The 19,889-nt window shown below is 55.4% G+C and carries 13 protein-coding genes; 11 read left to right on the top strand and 2 right to left on the bottom strand.

Features of this window, described 5'->3' with window-relative positions; genetic code table 11:
- Nucleotides 1–26: 26 nt before the first annotated feature.
- The 11 genes from ABD827_RS02460 to serA all read left to right on the top strand — a co-directional run bounded on the left by ABD827_RS02460 (nt 27) and on the right by serA (nt 17,847).
- Nucleotides 27–3,761: an immunoglobulin-like domain-containing protein gene (locus ABD827_RS02460; protein WP_344962033.1), complete on the top strand. Its 3,735-nt coding sequence runs from the start codon at nt 27–29 to the stop codon at nt 3,759–3,761.
- Between the two features lie 123 nt (nt 3,762–3,884).
- Nucleotides 3,885–6,029 (top strand): type I secretion system permease/ATPase, encoded by a 2,145-nt coding sequence (locus tag ABD827_RS02455; RefSeq protein ID WP_344962023.1) that lies wholly within the window; start codon nt 3,885–3,887, stop codon nt 6,027–6,029.
- Entirely contained in the window at nt 6,022–7,407 is a 1,386-nt protein-coding gene (locus ABD827_RS02450) for an HlyD family type I secretion periplasmic adaptor subunit (protein ID WP_344962021.1), read from the top strand. The genes ABD827_RS02455 and ABD827_RS02450 overlap by 8 nt, the downstream gene beginning before the upstream one ends.
- Before the next feature lie 21 nt (nt 7,408–7,428).
- Complete coding sequence (locus ABD827_RS02445) at nt 7,429–8,742, top strand: TolC family outer membrane protein (protein WP_344962019.1); 1,314 nt, start codon at nt 7,429–7,431, stop codon at nt 8,740–8,742.
- A 23-nt stretch (nt 8,743–8,765) separates the two neighbouring features.
- Nucleotides 8,766–9,368, top strand: a complete 603-nt coding sequence (locus ABD827_RS02440) for an OmpA family protein (protein WP_344962017.1) — start codon at nt 8,766–8,768, stop codon at nt 9,366–9,368.
- The gene (locus ABD827_RS02435; protein WP_298717290.1) at nt 9,368–10,054 is read left to right on the top strand and encodes a transglutaminase-like cysteine peptidase; all 687 of its coding nucleotides are present in this window, start codon (nt 9,368–9,370) and stop codon (nt 10,052–10,054) included. The genes ABD827_RS02440 and ABD827_RS02435 overlap by 1 nt, the downstream gene beginning before the upstream one ends.
- A 2-nt stretch (nt 10,055–10,056) precedes the next feature.
- Nucleotides 10,057–11,967, top strand: a complete 1,911-nt coding sequence (locus ABD827_RS02430) for a bifunctional diguanylate cyclase/phosphodiesterase (RefSeq protein WP_344962015.1) — start codon at nt 10,057–10,059, stop codon at nt 11,965–11,967.
- A gap of 123 nt (nt 11,968–12,090) precedes the next feature.
- Complete coding sequence (locus tag ABD827_RS02425) at nt 12,091–14,907, top strand: retention module-containing protein (RefSeq protein ID WP_344962013.1); 2,817 nt, start codon at nt 12,091–12,093, stop codon at nt 14,905–14,907.
- A 46-nt stretch (nt 14,908–14,953) separates the two neighbouring features.
- Nucleotides 14,954–15,448, top strand: a complete 495-nt coding sequence (locus tag ABD827_RS02420; RefSeq protein WP_344962011.1) for a hypothetical protein — start codon at nt 14,954–14,956, stop codon at nt 15,446–15,448.
- A 53-nt stretch (nt 15,449–15,501) separates the two neighbouring features.
- Nucleotides 15,502–16,215, top strand: a complete 714-nt coding sequence (locus tag ABD827_RS02415; protein WP_344962009.1) for an SIMPL domain-containing protein — start codon at nt 15,502–15,504, stop codon at nt 16,213–16,215.
- 402 nt (nt 16,216–16,617) lie between these two features.
- Nucleotides 16,618–17,847 (top strand): phosphoglycerate dehydrogenase, encoded by a 1,230-nt coding sequence (serA, locus tag ABD827_RS02410; protein ID WP_344962007.1) that lies wholly within the window; start codon nt 16,618–16,620, stop codon nt 17,845–17,847.
- A 43-nt stretch (nt 17,848–17,890) separates the two neighbouring features.
- Here serA and ABD827_RS02405 read toward each other — a convergent pair whose 3' ends face one another.
- Entirely contained in the window at nt 17,891–18,910 is a 1,020-nt protein-coding gene (locus ABD827_RS02405; protein WP_298717312.1) for a succinylglutamate desuccinylase/aspartoacylase family protein, read from the bottom strand.
- Nucleotides 18,910–19,812, bottom strand: a complete 903-nt coding sequence (rimK, locus tag ABD827_RS02400) for a 30S ribosomal protein S6--L-glutamate ligase (protein ID WP_344962004.1) — start codon at nt 19,810–19,812, stop codon at nt 18,910–18,912. The genes ABD827_RS02405 and rimK overlap by 1 nt, the downstream gene beginning before the upstream one ends.
- Between the last annotated feature and the right edge of the window lie 77 nt (nt 19,813–19,889).

The following is a 19,889-nucleotide window of genomic DNA, read 5'->3' as shown; positions in this document are numbered from 1 at the left end:
CGGGCGGCGAGACCTTCGAGCACTTGGTGCTGGATCCGACCGCCACCCAGGTCACCGTGACCGATGAGCCGAGCGGGCAAGGTGACAGCACCCGCCTGAGCCTGGGTGACATCAGCGTCAACGAAGGCAGTGGCACGGCGACCGTGACCGGGACCTTGAGTCACCCGGCGGGCATGGCCTTTACCGTGACCCTGAGCAACCAGGCGACCCTGTTCTTTGCGGCCGGAGCGACCGAGGCGGTCTCCACGCCGTTCGCCATTCAGGGCGACGACGTGTATCAGGACGGGGAGACCTTCAGCGTGAGCGTCAGTGACGCCGGTGCGCACAACTTCGAACAGCTGGACATCAGCGACAGCGCCACGGTCACCGTCAATGACACCGATACCCCGGTGACGGCGGTACTGAGCGTGAGCAGCGCCAGTGTGACCGAAGGCGATAGCATCAGCTATACCGTGACCCTGACCGGGCCGGCAGGCATGGATCTGAGCCAGCATGGCGGGCTGACGTTTACTCTGGCCAATGGCGAGACTGTTACCATTACGGACGGTGAGATTAGCGGCAGCAGTGCGTCGGTCGATACCAGTGGCCAGACTCAGATTGATAACGCTATCAAGAATGTTGTCGGTGATGAAAAATATGAGGAGCTGATAACAGCTGGTAACACGTCGGTCAATGTGAACCACTCTCCGGTCGCCACCAGCGCCAATGCTCAAGGTCTGGAAGACAGCGCCGGTATCGAGATCAAACTGTCGGCCACCGATGCCGGTGGCAGCGTGAAGTCGTTCATCATCAATACCCTGCCTGAAAACGGCACTCTGTTTTTGGGTGAGGAAGTGGTGACCTCAGGCATGGAAATTTCTGCCGACGACGAAGGCGAGCTTACTCTGACCTTTGTGCCCACTAAAGACTGGAGTGGTGATACCTCATTCAATTATCAGGCGGTCGATAATGCCGGTGTAGCCTCGGCAGAAGCTTCTCTGAACATTAAGGTACAGCCAGTGACGGATGTGCCACAAGTGACGGTAGAGCTGGGTGAGCCGGTATCACAGACGCAGAGCATCAATATTGGTAACGTAAAAGAGACTGGATTGGGCTTTACGGTGACGGCGTACAACCTCAACGGAGGTAAGGATCAAATAAGCACATATCTTAAATCCAATGGCACCGTGGAAGGATTTGGGGTGGCGAATAATGGTGGCTCGGGTGCTGCTACCGAGATTGGACAAAAAGATGGCAAGTCCGAAATGCTGGCGATTGATTTCGATGTGCCGGTGACCGAGCTGACCGCCCAGTTTTCGTGGCTATCATCAAGTGAATACGCCAAATATGAACTGAAAGACAGCAATGGCAAGGTTATCGGTTCGGGCATTGTTAAAGGTACAAATGATACAATCGAGGCTCCCTTTACCGTGACCGGTAATAATGATGCACTTATCAGTCGTATCGAGTTTACCGCCCCCAACGCAGCTCAGGGCGGTAGCAATAACAGTGACTATCTGATCCACAAAGTAAGCTACACCACGGCGAAAATCTATTCGCTGGAGATCACGGCCACCCCGACTGACAGTGATTTCTCCGAAGAAATAACGTCTATTATCGTAAAAGTCCCCGGCGGGGCTGAATTGTCGCATGGCAATAAGAGCGAAACGGCCGATGCCGATGGCCTGTTCAGCTGGACGTTGCCACTGGAAAACAGCGATGGCTATACGGTGGTAATCGATGAAGCTACCGGCAAGGTGACGATAGAAGGTGTCTCCGTTCTCACCGGCTCCAGCAAGGCGCTCGAATTGACCGTTATTGCCACGGCGCAGGATGGCGCTGCGGATGAACAATCTACCAGTATGACGATTTCCGGCTCAGCAGAAAGCGGCGGTGAAGGGGCTGTACCGACCATTGCGGGGCTTGGCATCGAGGGCGGAGACCTGGTGCTGGACGAGAGCCATCTTGCCAGCGGCACCCAAACCGATACCCAGAGTCTGACCCAGTCCGGCAGTTTCAAGGTGGCGGCGTCACAGGGTATCAAGAGCCTGACTATCGCCGGGAAGGCGGTGATCAGCGATGGGGTGTTCAATGAAACCACCATTACCAGCCCCTTGGGTAATACCCTGACCATGACCGGCTATGACCCCGAGACCGGTGACGTTACATATAGCTACACCCTGGACCAAAGCAATACTCATGCTCCGGATGAAGACGCCTTGTTTGATGAATTTGCGGTACAGCTGGAACAAAACGGCGGCGGCAGCGCCAGCGGCTCTTTGTCGATACGCATTGAGGATGATGAACCGACGGTGAGCTTTGCCAATGCGGTGACGGCATCCAGCGTGATTAACGGTTTCTGGTCGGCCGAGGCCGGTGCGGATACCTTGCCGGGCCTGGAGATGATCCAGCAAATAGTCCTGGATGGTGTGACGGTGGCTGGCAAGGCTGCCGGTAATCTGCAGCTGAGTGAGTCGAATGTGGCTGGGGTTTACCCAGGCAGCTTCAGCTACGGTAATGCCGAGGGTCTGGGCGGTGTGAAAGAGGTGATTTTCACCCTGACACTGAACGAGGACGGCAGTTACCAGATAGCGCTGAGTGCCGAGCCGGTGCAAATCAGTATTACTCCGGAAAATTTTGATAAAGCAGTTAAAGCATCAGGCCCCACTGATACTTATGAAATCAGTTATAAAGATGTATCAACAAGCGGTACCGTGAAGGCTCTGGTCTCGGTGGCAGAAGAGGATCAGACACTCACGCTGCATGGAATGAATAATACCCGTTTCACCGCCAATACTACGGGCAGTTCGGTCAATGCGTCCAAAGACGGCATTGGCATTGGTAACAATATTATCAACAGCTACCACAGTAAGAAGACGGGCCTGACGAGTGAGAGCTTGATCTACAATCCGGCCGAGGCGGCCAGCGCCATCAATCTTTCTTTCAAGGGGAAGGGGGATCCCGGATTCGGACAAGGCAAGTCGACCGATGTGCTTTACCTTACGGTTACCGGCACTAACGGTTCAACCCAGACCATCATGCTGGACAGCCGTTATGGCGACTATGTGGTGGATGCCGATGGTTTCAAAGAGATTGAAGGCGGCTATGTGGGCGGAGCCCTTGACGGATATACGGTAAATAACCCCTTCGGTGCCGGCGAAGCAATAGACCAGCTCGAAGTGACTGCTGGGTTTTATGATGATAATGGGGAGATTGGCACCACCAATGTGAAGGTCAATTTCGGCTTCAGTATCGAGCAGGAGCAGGCACTGCCATTGCCGGTAGAGATGGACTTTACCGTCACCGCCACCGATGCGGACGGGGATACCACCGAGGCGGCCTTTACCGCCGGTATGCAGGCAAGTGGATCCATCGAGGGCACGGATAGAGATGATGCCATTACCGGTACCGAAGGGAGCGATTGGCTGGCTGGCGGCCTGGGCGATGACATTATCGACCTGGGCGCGGATGACGGCGCCGAGGATATCCTCTACTGGAGTGCAGAAGAAGCGCAGTCCGGACAATCTCAGAGCGACACTGTCAAAGGGTTTGAGCTGAATGAAGACAAGCTGGATTTGTCCGATTTTCTGACTGACAAAGAGCAGGAAGACCTGGGGAACTATCTTTCTGTGGACGGTGATGAAAACGCGACGACGGTCAGTATGTCCAGTGACAATGGTGCCTCGCTGAATATCACCCTGGACGGAGTTGCCTACGAGCAGGATATTCTGAGCCAGATACTGGTGGATGAGTTGGTGGGCAAGCTGCCGGACAACGGCTGATCATCGTTCAACTTGATGGCGCCCTTGTTATGCAGGGGCGCTGTTTTTTTGTTTTTCTGACATTTAGAGCCATAACTTCACTAGAATAAGGCTCAGACGTGACTGAAGAGAGCAGTAGCATTCATGCAGGACTCACAAACGGTTCAGGATCCCTTGCTGCAAAGTCTGGTGTTTCTGACCAAGGTGTACGGCCACCCTTATCAGGGAGAGGCGTTGATCAACGGCTTGCCGCTAGCGGATGGCAAGTTGACCCCCTTGCTGTTTTCGCGCGCGGCCGAACGAGCCGAGTTATCGGCCCATCATGCGGCGTATTCCCTGGACGATATTTCAGACTTGTTGTTGCCCTGCATTCTGTTGTTTAAAGAAGGCGGCGCCGGTGTGTTATTGGAGACGGATACCGAGCAGGCCCGTTGCCGGGTGATGTTGCCGGGCTCGGGAGAAGGGGAACAATGGCTGCCGTTTGAAAAGCTGGCCGCCAATTACAGCGGACACGTTATTTTTACCAAGCCGAAGTTCCGGTTTGATGCCCGATCACCCAAGGTGCTGGATACGCAAGACGGACACTGGTTCTGGGGAACCCTGCGTCGCTCCTTTTCCATTTACCGGGATGTATTGATCGGCTCCCTGTTGATCAATATTTTTGCCCTGGTGACGCCGCTGTTCACCATGAATGTGTACGACAAGATAGTGCCCAATCTGTCTTTCGATTCGTTATGGGTACTGGCTATTGGCGCCGGTATCGTGTTTTTGTTCGATTTTTTGCTGCGTATGCTACGCAGCCACTTTATCGATGTAGCCGGCAAAAAATCGGATGTACTGCTGTCGGCACAGATTTTTTCCAAGGTGATGGGCATGCGCATGGAGGCCCGGCCGCCCTCTACCGGTGCCTTTGCCAAGCATTTGCAGGAATTCGAGTCGGTGCGGGATTTTCTGACCTCGGCCACGGTGGCCGCGCTGGTCGATATTCCGTTCGCATTTCTGTTTTTGCTGATCATCTGGATTTTTGCCGGTTATATGGTGTGGGTACCGGTTATCGCGATTTTGTTGCTGATCGGTTTTAGTCTGCTGATCCAGCGGCCGTTGAAGCGCAGCATTGAAGAGGGCGCGCGACTGGCATCCCAGAAAAATGCCAACCTGGTGGAAGGCATTGCGGGGCTGGAAACCATCAAGTTGTTTGGAGCCCAGGGCACCTTTCAGCACCGTTGGGAGCAAGCCGTCAGCCATATCGCCGGCTGGGGCATGAAAACCCGGCGTCTGACCAATTCGGTTTCTACCCTGGCCAACGTCACTCAGCAATTTACCACCATCAGCCTGATTGTGCTGGGGGTGTATCTGATTGCTGCCGGTGACTTGTCGATGGGCGGGCTGATTGCGGCGGTCATGCTCAGTGGCCGCGCCATTGCGCCCATGGTACAGATGTCGGTGTTGTCTACCCGCTATAACCAGGCCCGATCCGCCATGGGTATTCTGGAGCAGATCATGGCGGCGCCCGAAGAGCACGAAGCGGGGCGGCGCTTTATTCACCACCCGGTATTCAGCGGTGACATTCTGTTTGAGCAGGTAAACTTCAGGTACCCCGGCTCCGAGCACGATGTGCTGAGCAACCTCAGCCTGCATATCAAGCCCGGAGAAAAGGTGGCCGTTATTGGTCGCATCGGCTCGGGAAAAACCACGCTGGAGCGGTTGGTGGCGGGCTTGTACAAGCCTACCGGTGGCGCCATTCGTATTGATGGTATCGATATTGGACAGCTGCAGCCGGCGGTGCTCAGACGCAATATTGGTTGTGTGCCCCAGGACGTAAACCTGTTCTTTGGCTCCATTCGCGACAATATCGTGATTGCCAATCCGCTGGCGGACGAAAATCAGGTGCTGGCGGCGGCGCAAATGGCGGGGGTGACCCTGTTTACTAATCAGGATCCCGATGGGCTGGACAAACAGGTGGGCGAGGGCGGCCGTCAGTTGTCGGGTGGCCAGCGCCAGGCGGTGGCTATTGCCCGGGCGATGCTCAACGATCCCGTGATGCTGATGATGGACGAGCCCACCTCCAATATGGATAACCGTTCCGAGCTGTATATTCGCCAGGAGCTGCTCAAGCTCAGGGCCGACCAGACCTTGCTGCTGGTGACCCACCGCACTTCCATGCTGGAGGTGGTAGACAGGGTCATCGTACTGGAGCAGGGGCGCATAGTGGCGGATGGGCCCAAGGCGCAGGTGTTGCAGCAGTTGCAATCCGGCAAGGTACGTAGCAAGGAGGCCAGTCATGGCTAAGAAGTCATTGCCCCCGGAGCTGCTCGACTATACCGATGACACCGCCGCCGCCGTGTTGCTGAATACTCCCAGGGCGGGTAAGGCCCTGTTGTGGAGCATGCTGCTGTTTGTGATGGTCGCCATCATATGGGCGTATTTTGCCGAGCTGGAAGAAGTCACCTCGGGCATGGGCAAGGTGATCCCCTCCAGCCAAATCCAGGTGGTGTCCAACCTGGAGGGCGGCATCGTCCGCGAATTGTATATCCGTGAAGGGCAGCAGGTGGAAAAGGGTCAGGCGTTGCTGCTGATTGATGACACCCGTTTTCTGTCGGATTTGCGGGAGCGGGAACAGGAGATTGCGGCATTGCAGGGCGATGTGCGGCGGTTAAAGGCAGAGGTAAACTCGATTCATATTCAGGAAGACCCGGATCTGGCCTGGCGTGATCAGGTCAAGGTCGAAAAAGTCGATCTTGAGTTTCCCGATGAGTTTCGCGAGCAATATCCGGGTCAGCCCGAGTTTCAGCGCTCCCTGTTCAACGAGCGAGTGGGATTCGTCAGAAACCAGCTGTCCATTTTCGGCAATCAGATAGAGCAGCGCGAGCAGGAAGTGATTGAAACCAATTCCAAGATTCGCACGCTGCAGCGTGGGGTCTCGCTGGCCGCGCGTGAAGTGAACATGAGCCGTCCGCTGGCCCGGGAGGGCATAGTGCCGCAGGTGGAAATTCTGCGTCTCGAACGGCAGTTGAACGAGATGCGGGGTGAGTTGGAGTCGACCCGCCTGCTGTTGCCCAAGCTCGACGCTTCGCTGCGGGAAAACATCTTCAAACGCAAGGAGGTGGCGTTGACCTTTCGTTCCGAAGCGCAGAAAGAGCTGAACGAGCGACGTAACCGGCTGGTTCAGTTGCAGCAGGGAGAGGTTGGCCTGCAGGACCGAGTGCGGCGCACCTCGGTGACCTCTCCGGTCAAAGGCACCATTAAAACCCTTAACGTGAATACCGTGGGCGGCATAGTGCAGCCGGGGGTGGACCTGGTTGAAATCGTGCCACTGGAAGATACCTTGCTGGTTGAAGCGCGTATCGAGCCGAAGGATATCGGTTTTTTACGTCCGGGACTGGAGGCAATGGTCAAGTTTACTGCCTATGATTTTACTATCTATGGGGGTCTGGTCGGCGAAGTAGAGAAAATAAGCGCCGACTCGATCCAGGATGAAGAAGGAAATACTTTTTTTCTGGCGACCATTCGTACCAGTGAAAGTTTTCTGGGACAGGAAACGGCACCGCTCAGGATCATTCCGGGCATGCAGGCCGGGGTCGATATTATAACGGGTAAAAAAACGGTACTGGACTACCTGCTCAAACCCATATTAAGAGCAAAACAGAGTGCTTTACGTGAGCGTTGATTCAGGAAGGGAGAACTAAAAATGAAAAAAACGACGATTGCAGTGCTGGTCGGTGCCGCTTTGGTATTGCCGGTACAAGCCCAGACGTTGGAAGAGGCGGTCACCCAGACGCTGATAACCCACCCCAAGGTGAAAGAAGCCTTTCACCTCTACCAGTCTCGACAATACGAGCAGGATGAGGCATTTGCCGGCTATTTGCCGACCCTGGATGCCAATGCCGGTATTGGTTACGAGTATACCGACAGCCCCGGCACGCGCGACGGCGATGACAGAGCCGATAAGACACTGACGCGCAAAGAGGCCGGACTTTCATTGCGTCAGTTGCTGTTTGATGGTTTCAAGACCTCCAGTAATGTGCATCGAACCCAGGCCGAAGCGGACGCGCAGCGTTATACCCTGCTCTCGGATGCCGAGAATATCGCCTTGCGAGTAGCCGAGGTATATCTGGATGTATTGCGTCAGGATGAAGTTGTCGAATTGTCGCGCCGAAATCTGGAAACGCACGAACAGATAATGTCCGATATTCAACGCCGTACCGACTCCGGTGTGGGCTCTACCGCCGACTTTACCCAGATTCAGGGGCGGGTAGCGCGGGCCTATTCCAATATGACGGCCGCCGAAAACAACCTGCGCGATGCGCAAAGCCAGTTTATCTCGTTGGTAAACGATATGCCGGGCGATTTGCGTCAGCCTAAAGCTGATGCCAATTTCATTCCGCCCACGCTGGATGAAGCGCTGGTGATTGCCCAGGAAAAGCACCCGACGCTGGCATCCGCCTCGTTTGATGTGGAGGCGGCACGTTATCAGCATGAAGACGCCAAATCCGGCTTTTATCCCAAGGTAAATCTGGAACTGGACAGTGGTTGGAATGACGATATCGATGGTGTTCGTGGACATAATAACGACTTCACCGCCATGGTACGCATGCGTTACAACCTGTTTAACGGCGGTGCCGATGTGGCGCGCAGTCGCTCGACCTCGGCACTGGAAATGCAGGCCAAGGATATTCACATGAATGCACACCGTCAGGTAGAAGAAGGTATGCGTTTGGCCTGGGCGGCATATGAATCACTTGGCCGACAAAAAAACTTTTTGCGCAAGCATGTGGAAGCCAGTTTCGATACCGTCGACGCCTACAAAAAGCAGTTTTCACTGGGTAGCCGAACCCTGCTGGATGTGCTGAACACCGAAAACGAGTTGTTCGAGGCGCGTCGTTCCTACATCAATACCGAGTACGATCAGTTACTGGCGGAATATCGCATCATGAATGCCTCCGGGCAGCTGCTTGATGCGCTGCGATTCACCCAGCCGGAACAGTGGCAGGCCAAAAACTAACAAGATAAAAAAGAAGGAGAAACATGATGAAAACATGGATTTTGTTGGCCCTGATGTTTCCGTTGATGGCCTGTACCAGCCTGACGACGGCGCCGGAGCAGGAAACGGTACCGGCTTATGATCTGACCGATATCGATCGGGATGGTGTGATTGCCGCCCGGGATAATTGTCTGGATTCGGTCACCAATTCGGAGGTGGATAACGGCGGTTGTGGCGGCAGTGCCTATAAAGCGCTGCAGCAGGATATTATTATTCTGTTTGCCCACGACAGTTCGAAAATCACGCAAAAATACCGAAATGAAATTAACCAGATGGCGACTTTCATGGAGCAAAATACCGAGCTCAAACTGCTGCTGGAAGGGCATGCGAGCAAGGTAGGCAGCGACGAATATAACCTGGCCCTGTCCAAGCGCCGGGCCGAGGCGGCGCGGCGTGCGCTGATGAAGGCCGGTATTGAGGGGAATCGTCTCGAGATCATCGGTTATGGCGAGAGCAACCCCTTGCTGATGGGCGACGATGAGCAGTCTGCCGCCGCCAATCGGCGGGTGGTGGGGGCGCTGGCCAGTATGAAGGAGGGGGTCAGAATGCGCTGGAACGTCTATAGCGTTGAACATTCCGATAAATAATGGGCCGATTTTTCCACCGGCTTTGTGGGCTGGCGGTGCTGAGCATAGTGCTTGGCGCGCCAGCCCAGTCGTTATTGGATGAAGATAAAAAAATGGTCGAGGCGGTTTACCGGTTTTATGGTGACAAGGCCGCGAGTCGCCTGCGTGGTTGGCGACAACTGGTTCGCGAAGGACAGGCCACCGACTGGAGTGACAGAGAAACCCTGTCTCGGGTCAATATTTTCTTTAATCGCCTGCGTTTTATCGACGACATCAAGTTATGGAATAAAGAAGATTACTGGGCGACGCCACTGGAGTTTCTGGGCGCCGGCGGCGGCGATTGCGAAGACTTCAGCGTGGCCAAGTATTTCTCGTTGCGGGAGCTGGGTATCGACGATGACAGGTTGCGGTTGGTGTACGTCAAGGCGCTGAAACTGAATCAGTTTCATATGGTGGTTGCCTATTATCCGACGCCATCGGCGGTGCCTTTGATCCTGGATAATCTTGAAGGCACCATACGGCCGGCGACGGAGCGCAACGATCTGGCGCCTATTTACAGTTTTAATGGTCAACATCTATGGCTGATGCGGGAACAAGGTCGGGGCGAGCTGGCCGGCCGGGCATCACGCCTGTCTCTTTGGAATGATTTACGTGGCCGGGTCGACGTTAAACGACTACAACGGCCCAGTATGAATTTGGATGGCTAACTATGACATTATACCGGCAACTTCTGGTGACCATGCTGCTGCTCTTTGCCATGCTGTTTATTACGGCGTACTCGGTACAGTTCAGTTCAACCAGAAGCTACCTGGCACAACAACAACAAACCACGGTGATCAATACCGTCACTTCGTTGGGATTGGCGCTAACCCCTTATCTTGAAACCAGCGATACCCTGGGCGCCGAGTCGGTGATCAATGCGGTATTCGATGGTGGTTTTTATCGCAAGGTACAACTCAATTTACTGGCTGCGGGTCAGCAGATTACCCGCGAGCACCAGGCATCACCTCAGGGGGTGCCGGACTGGTTTGTTAATCTTGGGCTCTTTGAAGGCGCTCGGCATGAAGCCGTGCTGACTTCCGGCTGGTTGCAGTTGGGCCAGTTATACGTTGAAGGGCATCCGGGCCAAGCTTATTACCAACTCTGGCAGGGCATGAGCCAATTGGCGACCTGGTTTGTGGTCTGTTTTGTGTTGGTGTGGGGCTTGCTGATACTGGCATTGCGTTATCTGCTCAAGCCGTTACACGATATTGAAGTTCAGGCCCGCGAAATAGAATTACATCACTTCGGCAAGGCCATTCCGCTGCCGAATACCCGAGAGCTCAAAGAAGTGGTCTCGGCCATCAATAACATGGCCGGCAAGCTTGAAGTCCAGTTCAGGGAACAGGCAGACGAAGCGGAGCGACTGCGCAATAAAGCCTTTCTGGATGAAGCGTCGGGGCTGGGCAACAGAGCCTATTTTGTGTCTCAGAGCCAGTCCTGGATCAGCGATGGCACCGGCGGTGCGGCCATACTGATTTCGGTGGATATGCTGGAACAGCTTTATCAGGATGAAGGTTTTGCCGCCCGAGAGCAGATGGTTAAAGCCATTGCCGGCAATTTACGCCAACTTTGCCGCCGTTTCGATGAATATGCCTTGGCGCGTATTTCCGCTTACGAGTTTGCCATGCTGGTGCCCGAGTCCGATGCAGAACGGTTGTCGTTGCTGGGCAGCGAGATCAACCGTTTGATTGCCGAGCTGGTGATCGATCCGGTCAATAGCCTGAACATCTCGGTGGTGGGAATCGTGGTGGTACAGTCCGGTGATGATACCAGCCAGCTGCTGACCCGCGCCGATAACGCGCTGAACAAGGCGCGGATGAATGCAGCCGGTGCCGTGGTAATAGAATTCTACCAGGAAGAGCACAAGATGGGCCGGCAGGTCTGGAAACAACTGGTAGAAGAGGCACTGGCAGAAGACTATTTTGAACTCAGCAGTCAGGCGGTACTCGGCTTTGATGGTCAGCTGCAGCATGAAGAGCTGTATATTGCCATCCGTAAGGACGATGTCCTGCACGGTGCCGGTAATTTCTTGCCGGCGGTAGAGCAGTTCAAGCTTGGTGAGCGTCTGGATCTACATATAGTGGGCCGTGCATTAACCCTGCTGGCACAAAGGCCCGCGCTGCGGCTGGCCGTTAACCTGACGCAGTACAGTTGTCGTCAGGTGAGCTTCTGGCATGAGCTCAAGCTGTTACTCGACCGGCATGCCGGTGTGTGCTCCCGACTGTTTCTGGAGTTGCCGGAGAGCGCGTTTGCCTCGAGCAAGAGCGCCTTGATGGAGCCGTTATCGTCACTCAAGGTGGCCTGGGGTATCGATCATTTCGGGCGACATTTCGATTTATTGACACAACTTGGCGATCTCAGACCCCACTATGTCAAACTGGATTACGGCTACAGCAGTCAGGTGGCACAATCAGACTACGACGATGCTTTTTTGGCGGCGGTATGCCGCGCGGCACATAACATGGGAGCGCTGACGATTGCCACGCGAGTGGAGACCGACCAGCAGGTCGAAGTGCTTAAAACCTTGTATGTCGATGCCTATCAGGGATTTATCAGTCCGCCTAAACGACTCGATTAATCGTTCTATTTTTTCGATATAAAAGGCAGCTGGCCTACGGTCAGCTGTCTATATATTGAGCAGGAACTAAGTGGTTTCCGGCCCTAGCCTTAAAGTAATACAAGGCGAACAGGGACAAAAAGCATGGAAACCACTCGAATCGACAGTGCGGTTAAAATCGTCAGCCTGCAAGGGCAGGCTTTTATTATCGGCCAGGATGGCACCGTAGAGCCGGTGACTGTTGGGCAGGTGCTGTTACCCGGCACCCTGCTGCTGACCGATGCCAATACCAATATTGTTTATGGCGAGGCGCCGACGGCCGAGTCACCTCCCCAGCCCCCTGTCGACGAAACGGCGCTAGTCGATGCCGACGCTATTCAGGCTGCCATTCTGGCCGGCCTGGATCCTACCGAATTGTTCAGTGCCACCGCCGCCGGTAATGAAGCTCCGGTTGCCGCAACAGGCGATGGCAGCAGCGGTAATGCCGGCTTCGTGGTGGTGGACAGAGTGGGCGATGCGGTTATCTCCCAGGCGGGCTTTGATACGCGTTTTGCGCCCGAAGCATTTGCGTCGCAGTTACGGGTGCTGCCCGAGCGTGATATAGCAGCGGATGAGAATTCCATACCTATTATTACCGTGGTGATCGATCCTCCTCCCACCCCGCCGAGTGATGGAGGGGGTGGTGATGGCGGCGGCTCGGGTGGCGGCGCTACATTGGCCTATGTTGAAGAAAGCGCCTTGCCTAATGGCACCAACCCGGACAGTAACAATGAAAGCGCCTCCGGTCATTTCGATATTGATACCGGTGGAGACGTGCTGGCCACACTGGAGATCAGGCTGGCCAACGGTGATTGGGTTGATGTCACCGGGGGCGGGCAGATTGTCGGTCAGTACGGCACTCTGGACGTCATCCTGGTCGATGGTGTCTATCAGTGGACCTATACGCTGAACGGGGCGGCAGATCATCCCGACGACATGAACATCGGCGCCGAGGATGTGCTCCAGGAAAACTTCGAGGTGCGGGCTACCGATGATGACGGCGATCAGGCAACTGCCGGCCTGACCATAGATGTACGCGATGATGGCCCCGTTGCCCAGGATGACGACTACAGCGTTACCGAGAGCGGGCTGCCCTGTTACAACCTGATGCTGGTGAGCGACACCTCGGGCAGCATGCAGGGTGACAAGCTTGCGCTGGCCAAGGCGGCATTGATTAACCTGATCAACAGCTATGAGGGTATTGCGTCCGAGCTGCGGATCAGCGTGATCGATTTTGGCAACGGAGTTAAAGGTCAGCAGGTTGATATGACACCTGCGGAGGCCATCACCTATATCAACACCCTGACGGCAGGCGGTTTTACCAACTATGCGGCACCCTTGAATGAAGCCGAGGTTACCCTGACCGATCAATTGGACGATAAGCCGGGCGAGATACACAAGGTGTATTTTATTTCCGATGGCGAGCCCAACAGAGGGGATACACCCGATGGCTGGCAGGGTTTTGCCGATGGCAATGATATCGATGTCATTGCCGTGGGCGTGGGCGTGGAAGGGGCAAACGCGGAAGCCGAACTGGATAAAGTTGGTAACAGCGGCGATGAAACCCTGTTGATCGATGACGCCACCGAGCTGGATGCCGCCTTGCAGGATACGGTGCCGGCCCCGACGCAAGTCACGGGCAATGTGCTGACTAATGATATGGGGGGAACGGATGCTGGTGGGGCCGATGGCCTCGGTCGGGTGGTGTCCGTGACCTACGGCGAAAATACCTATGAGGTACCGGAAAATGGCTCGGTGGACATTCCCACCGACAACGACGGCATTCTCACCATGCACTCCAACGGTGACTTCACCTACAGCGGTCCGGCAGATGTGGATGAGGGTGGCCTCACCGAATCTTTCACCTACACCATGACAGACGGCGATGGCGATACCAGTAGCGCCACGCTGAACATTACCGTGGAGGATAACGGACAGACTCCGCCGCCCGATGGTGGCGGAGATAATGGCGGTGGATCGCATCCGGATTGTCCGCCCATCAGTTACTGGATTGATCACATCAGCCTGCCGCATGTTGCCGCCTCTTTTGCGGGACTCTGGGGCCACGCCCTGGCGGCGGCGGACTTGCTGATTGACATGAATGATACCGAGTCCGGTATCAACGTGTTTCTGAAAAACGGCCCGGACGGCGTGGTACTGACAAGAGAAGACCGGTTTGATGGTGACGACTACCTGGGGGAGCGGCTGTCGGCCTTTATCGGTGATGAACCGGGGCATACCGGTGACCCGCTGTTTTTCACTCTGGATATGAATATCGACGGCAGCTACCAGTTTGACCTGCATAATCTCGATCCGGTGCGGCCCGATGCCTTTCTGGCTGAACAGACACTGGAGTTTGAATTCATCACTCGGGATTGCCACGGAGAGGAAATTACTCACCCGTTCAGCATCGATATCGACAGCGCAGCTCAACACCTGGTTGGCTCGGCGTTGGCCGACGCCATTCAGGCCGAGGTAGGCGACAAGCTTCATATTTTGGGGCTGGAGGGAGACGACACGCTGATGGGCGGCGTCAATATCGATGTGCTGGAAGGCGGTGATGGTCATGACGAGCTGAATGGTCTTCTGGGTAACAACATTCTGAGCGGCGGTAGCGGAGTCGATACCTTCATCTTCACCGAAGTCGACCCGCACTCGGTCAATGTCATCACCGACTATACCGAGGGAGAAGCGCTGGATTTGAGTGCGCTGCTGTCCGAACTTGATGCCTCCGAGCTGTCCGACTGTCTGAGCTTTAGTCTGGACAACGGTGATACCCTGCTGCAGGTATCGCCCAATGGCGGTGACAGCCAGCATATACGCTTGGAAAATGTCGATTTGCTGGACATGTACGGAGCCGCCAGCAGTGCGGAGCTTGTCAATGCCATGCTGACAGAGCAGACGCTGGTGATCGACAGCTGACACCGGGTGAGGCATTCGCCTGCGATTGACAGACAAAGAGGTGAACATGGCCAAGGTGACCACGGTGCTATTGCAGGGCGTCAGTTATCGCTGGGACGGGCAGGATATTCTGGTGGATGACGGTGTGGGGTTACCCTGGTCACTCGGTGGCCACGCACTGGAGCAGGTTGAGCTTTTTGATGGCGAAGGGGAGTCGGTGGCGGCATTTACCATCGATTTCGAAGGGCAGCAGTGGTACTTGTCCGGTGCGGACATACCCGGTGACATCATTCTTCTGGACGAGGCGGGAGCCTCTCTGGCAGTGAATTCATCAGGCATGGAAGAGCGCGCATCGGGGCCGTCGAATGCTCTGGTATTACCGGAGCCGATCGAGACGATGGCTACCGACGAGCTGGTGGTGTTGAATCTGGACGATATTCTCTACGAAAGCGAGCCGTTGGCGCCGGCTCTGGCTGCGACTGCCGCTGACACAAGCCACCTTGACGGTGAGCTTATCGACGATGTGATCAACTGGCTGGCGGTGTATAGTCATCATGATTAAACGGGTTGGCTCCATCAGGCAACCTTGTCGCGTGCTTATCATGAGGCTTTATTATGCATATCTCTTCACGGGGCAGTCTGTTGCTGCTGCCTCTGCTGTTCAGCGCCACCACTTTTGCCATCGCCGTTCCCGAGCATCCCCATCTGGTGACTCAGGGCCAGTCTGAAATACGGGTAGCTCCCGATATGGCGACCCTGTCGGTAGCGGTGACCGCACTCAAGCCGGAAAGCCGACTGGCGAAAGAAGACGTGGACACCAAGGTGGCGGCGTTGTTCAGCAGTCTGGCGCGCCTCGGCATTGGCAAAAAGGACATCGATAGCGGTAATGTGATTACCCGTCCCGATTATACCTATTCGAAAAATGGCGGCAGCCCCACGCTTAATGGTTATCTGGCCGAGCGACAAATCAGTGTACGCCTGTACGATCTGGATCTCCTGAGTCAGACCCTGAACAAAATACTGGAGCAGGGTATCCAGAACATTCAGCAGGTCAGCTATGGCCGACGTAATGAAGACGAACTGCGTCGCGAGGCACGCCTGGCGGCGATAACCAACGCCAGATCTCTGGCAGAGGAACTGGCGCAGGGGTTCGGGCGCAGTGTGGGCGAGGTGTACGCCATCGAATACCAGCCGCAAGGGCCGATTAACCCGTCTCGACATCTTGGTGCCATGGCGACCATGGCGTCGAAAGAAGCGCTGGATGCCAGCTATGTACAGAATGAAATACCGTTTACCGATCGGGTACAGGTGGTATTCAATCTGGACTGAACGGCACGAGGAGGCGAATGGAATCGCCTTATTAAGCAAATGAGCTGTTTCATTTCAGTGTAAACGTCGGACAACGGGCCCGCTCCGCCGACTCGCTATGAATACCTCCATGTACGCTCTCTGTTTCATCCCTGAAACAGAAGGTCGGCTGAGCAGATCCCGTTGTCCTCCCTGATGCTCCGGCATGGTCTGTTTGTAGTGGTACACCACTCGGTGTTGCCTCTGGAACCGAGATCTAAAAGGTGACCAGATCATTGCTGGGAGAGGTATTATTTACAGCGGGAAGATTAAAAAAAAATTTATAACTTAAAAAAACGTGACTTTGGTTACATAAATTCCCTAAAGCCGATGTTTTTGGTACTTTATGGTGATACCAACGCAGTTGTCATAAAGGACCAGGTAATGGCTAACCATTCTTTAGATAAAGAAAAAATTAAAATTTTATTACTGGAAGGGGTACACCCGGGCACAGTTGAATCTTTCAAAAGTGCGGGTTACAGCAACATCGACTACCTGAAAACCTCGCTGGCGGAAGATGAACTGAAAGAGCGCATCAAAGACGTTCATTTCGTCGGTTTGCGCTCGCGCACCCAACTGACAGAGGCGGTACTGGATGCGGCCGACAAGCTGGTCGCCATCGGCTGTTTCTGTATCGGTACCAATCAGGTTAATCTGAGCGCCGCCGAAATTCGCGGTATTCCGGTATTCAACGCCCCCTTCTCCAACACCCGCAGCGTGGCCGAACTGGTATTGGGTGAACTGTTGCTGTTGCTGCGTGGTATTCCCGAGCGTAATGCGCTGGCCCATCGCGGCGAATGGCAGAAAACCGCCCATCATTCCTTTGAAGCCCGCGGTAAGCGTCTGGGCATTATCGGCTATGGCCATATCGGTATTCAGCTTGGCATTATCGCCGAAGGTATCGGTATGCAGGTGTCTTATTATGATATCGAAAGCAAACTGTCTCTGGGTAACGCCACTCAGGTAGCCAGCCTGCAAGAGCTGCTGAACATCTCCGACGTGGTGTCATTGCATGTGCCCGAAACCCCGCAGACCAGGAACATGCTGGGTGCCGAAGAGCTGGCTATGATGAAACCGGGCGCCATTCTGATCAATGCCTCTCGCGGTACCGTGGTGGATATCGATGCCCTTGCCGCCGCCCTGGCCAGCAAGCACATTGCCGGAGCCGCCATCGATGTGTTCCCGGTTGAGCCCAAGTCCAACGCCGAAGAGTTCGTGTCACCCTTGCGTGAGTTCGATAACGTGATCCTGACGCCGCACATCGGTGGCTCTACCCAGGAAGCCCAGGAAAACATCGGATACGAAGTGGCCGGCAAGCTTATCAAGTATTCCGATAACGGCTCTACCCTGTCTGCGGTCAACTTCCCCGAGGTGTCTCTGCCCGAGCATCCGGATACCAGCCGCCTGTTGCATATTCACCACAACAAGCCGGGTATCCTGAGCCAGATAGTGCAGGCCTTTGCCGCCGACGATATCAACATTGCCGCCCAGTATCTGCAGACTTCACCCAAGATTGGTTATGTGGTGATTGAAGTGGAAACGGCACAAAGCGAGCAGGCGCTGGAAAAGCTGAAATCCATTGACGGCACCATTCGCGCGCGAATTCTGCACTGATTACAAGCATTAGCCATTAAAAAGGGGCCTGAGGCCCCTTTTTTTATAATGTTTGCGGATGGATATCCAGTTCGTCCACGAAGCGTTCTACGCTGATTTCGGCCTGTTTTACCTCGTCAAACGTGGCGATATGGTAAACCGCGTCTCCTTCATTGACCAACGGCATGGTCAGGCAGCCAATCACGATACCTCCTTTTGGCGCCACCACTTCACAAATCTCGTCGCCCAGTGGGGCAGTAATGGTACCCAGGCACTCTCCCTTGCTCACCCGGTCACCCAGTCGAGCCTTGAGATGTAACAAACCGTCTTGCTCGGCGCGGGTCCAGGCGCTGGACCTGGCGATCATCGGGTTCATTCGGGCTTTGCTGACCGTGGGCTTCAGCATGCCGAGGGTGCGCATCACGTTCAGTACGCCGCGGGTACCGGCCTTGATGGCCACCGGATCGAAGCGCAGGGCCTCGCCGGCTTCATACAGGATCACCGGGATATCGCGGCTTTCAGCCACCGCCCGTAGCGAGCCATCGCGGATGCTGGAGTCCAGGATCACCGGTGCACCAAAGCTCTCGGACATCTGGCGGGTAACTTCGCAGTCTAATTGGGCACGGATCTGGGGCAAATTGGAGCGATGAATGGCGCCGGTGTGCAGGTCGATGATGTGCGAGCATTTGTTGACGATTTCATCGACGAAAAAATGTGCGACCCGCGAGCCGAGCGAGCCTTTTTCCGACCCCGGAAAACAGCGGTTCAGATCGCGCCGGTCCGGCAGATAGCGGGACTTGTGGATAAAACCGAATACATTGACCACCGGCACCGCGACCAGGGTGCCTTTCAGTCGCGCCGGATTCACCCGGCTCAAGACCTGATTGACTATCTCGATGCCGTTGAGTTCGTCGCCGTGAATGGCGGCGCAGATCAGCAATACCGGCCCCGGCTGCTTGCCGTGTACCACCTCCAGCGGCACCGTCAGCGGCGATTGGGTATATAACTGCGCCAGTGCCAGCTGCAATATCTTGCGCTGGCCCGGGGCAACCTGCTCCCCGGCGATGTGAAAAGGCTCGACCATCAGCCGCGTTCTCTGGTCTTTGCCTTTTTATGGGCGTTCTGCTCTATATATTGAATCATCAGATCGGCCACGTCTTTACCGGTTGCCACCTCGATACCCTGCAGACCCGGCGATGAGTTGACTTCCATCACCAGGGGGCCGCGTTTGGAACGCAGCAGATCAACGCCAGCCACGCTCAGGCCCATGGCGCGGGCCGAGGCTATGGCGGTCTTGCGTTCTTCCGGGCTGATACGGATCAGATTTGCGGCGCCGCCCCGGTGCAGGTTGGAGCGAAACTCGCCTTCTTTGGCCTGACGCTTCATGGCGGCGATGACCTTGTCACCCAGCACGAAGCAGCGAATATCGGCGCCGCCGGCCTCTTCGATAAACTCCTGCACCATGATATTGGCCTTGAGTCCCATAAAGGCTTCCAACACGCTTTCGGCGGCTTTGCGGGTTTCAGCCAGCACTACGCCAATGCCCTGGGTGCCTTCCAGCAGCTTGATCACCAGCGGGGCACCACCCACCATGCTGATGAGGTCGGGCACATCGTCGGGCTTGTTGGCAAAGCCGGTGATTGGCATGCCCACGCCCTGACCCGACAGCAATTGCAGCGAACGCAGCTTGTCGCGGGAGCGGCTGATGGCGGCGGAATGGTTAAGGGTGTAGCAGTCCATCATTTCAAATTGACGCAACACGGCGGTACCGTAAAAGGTTACGCTGGCCCCGATACGCGGAATAATCGCATCGAAGTGCTCGAGCTCCTTGCCGTGATAGTGAATGGAGGGCTTGTTATCGTTGATGTTCATGTAGCATTTGAGGGCATCGATGATGCGTACCTCATGGCCGCGCGCCTCGGCGGCTTCGCGCAGGCGGCGGGTGGAGTACAGGGATGCATTACGTGAAAGAATGGCAATTTTCATGGTGTGAGACGGCTCTATCCGTTGATATTCGGGGGAGAAAATTCAGGCCTCTATCTACGCTATCTTGCGAGCAAGCG

Origin of the sequence: Oceanisphaera sediminis (genome assembly GCF_039539745.1) — a bacterium.
Taxonomy (GTDB): domain Bacteria; phylum Pseudomonadota; class Gammaproteobacteria; order Enterobacterales; family Aeromonadaceae; genus Oceanimonas; species Oceanimonas sediminis.
This window is presented reverse-complemented; position numbering and strand designations above follow the sequence as displayed.